Here is a 1,582-nt window from a genome sequence, read left to right on the forward strand (position 1 = left end):
TGCCGCGCGGTCACTGCTGTCACACCAGCCGCTGCGCCGGTCGGCACTCGATGTGCCCGCCTCCGAGCGACAACTTCGCGGCACCCGCCAGTTGTCGCTGTGAGGCGGGCACTTTGGACACACTTCCGGACAGAGACGGATGTGGCGCACGTGACTAGGTAGCGTGATCGTCATGCGCGCCATCGTCGCCGAATCAGCTGATCGCCTGCTCTGGCAAGAAGTGCCCGACGTCTCCGCCGGACCGGACGAAGTACTCGTCAAGGTCACCGCCGCCGGCGTCAACCGCGCCGACGTGCTGCAAGCCGCAGGCAACTACCCGCCCCCGCCGGGCGCCAGCGAAATCATCGGCATGGAGGTGTCCGGCACCGTCGCAGATGTCGGTCCGGACGTGTCGAAATGGGCTGTGGGACAGGAAGTTTGCGCGCTGCTGGCCGGCGGCGGCTACGCCGAGTATGTCGCCGTGCCGCAAGGTCAGGTGATGCCGATACCGGGCTCAGTCGGTCTCGTCGACGCCGCCGGGCTACCCGAGGTGGCCTGCACCGTGTGGTCGAACCTGGTGATGACCGCGCAGCTCAGTGCCGGGCAGCTACTGCTCATGCACGGCGGCGCCAGCGGCATCGGCACCCACGCCATCCAGGTGGCCCGCGCCCTGGGCGCCCGGGTCGCCGTCACCGCGGGATCGCCGGAGAAGCTGGACTTCTGCCGCGAACTGGGCGCGCAGATCACCATCAACTATCGCGACGAAGACTTCGTCGCACGGATCAAAGAAGAGACCGACGGGTCGGGCGCCGACGTGATCTTCGACATCATGGGCGCCTCCTATCTCGACCGTAATCTCGACGCGTTGGCCACCGACGGGCAACTGGTGATCATCGGCATGCAGGGCGGGATCAAGGGCGAACTGAACCTGGGCAAGCTGCTGCCGAAACGCGCGCGGATCATCGGCACCACCTTGCGCGCGCGCCCGGTCAGCGGACCCAACAGCAAGAGCGCCATCGCCCAAGAGGTCACCGACAAGGTGTGGCCCCTGATCGCGGCCGGTCAGGTCCGGGAGATCATCGGCGCGCGGATGCCCATCCAAGAAGCCGGCGCGGCGCATCAACTGATGACGTCGGGAAAACTCACCGGGAAGGTCGTGCTGACCGTCTAGGGGCGTTCAGCCCAACGACGCCAGCGCCCGCACCAGCTGGTCGACCTCGGCCATCGTCGAGTAATGCGCCAGCCCGACGGTGACCGCACCGCCGATGTCGTTGACGCCCAACACATCCAGCACCCGGGACTCGGGATTCGCGACGGCCAGGATGCCGTTGTCGGCGAGCCGCTGCACCACTCGTTCGGCGGGCACGTCGTGCACGGCGAAGCTCACCACCGGAATCCGGGCTTCCGGGCGGCCGAGCATTATCACCAACGGCAGCGACCGCAGCGACCCCATCAGATAGTCGAACACCCGGTTCAGATACGACCCGGCGCTGTGCATCGACACCGACAGCCGCTCGCGCCGGCTGCCGCGGGCCGCCTCGTCCAGCGATGCGAGGTATTCGATGCTGGCGACCACACCGGCCAGCAGACCGAACTGGTGCAC

General features: G+C 67.4%; 2 protein-coding genes. One reads left to right on the plus strand and one right to left on the minus strand.

Annotated elements, in window-relative coordinates; translation table 11 throughout:
- Positions 1-172 precede the first annotated feature (172 nt).
- Positions 173-1,150 carry an NAD(P)H-quinone oxidoreductase gene (locus A9W95_RS12025; RefSeq protein ID WP_067412562.1) on the plus strand — a complete coding sequence of 326 codons (978 nt, stop codon included), beginning with the start codon at positions 173-175 and terminating at the stop codon, positions 1,148-1,150.
- Positions 1,151-1,156: 6 nt separating this feature from the next.
- Here A9W95_RS12025 and A9W95_RS12030 read toward each other — a convergent pair.
- On the minus strand, positions 1,157-1,582 hold a 426-nt coding region (locus tag A9W95_RS12030; RefSeq protein WP_156746159.1), incomplete at its 5' end, for an aminotransferase class V-fold PLP-dependent enzyme.

Origin of the sequence: Mycobacterium sp. 1423905.2, from assembly GCF_001673155.1 — a bacterium.
In the GTDB taxonomy this organism is placed as follows: Bacteria; Actinomycetota; Actinomycetes; order Mycobacteriales; family Mycobacteriaceae; genus Mycobacterium.

Excerpts from the sequence above, each read along its gene's own strand:
- A9W95_RS12025 (WP_067412562.1), top strand. The coding sequence starts at position 173 with ATGCGCGCCATCGTCGCCGAATCAGCTGATCGCCTGCTCTGGCAAGAA.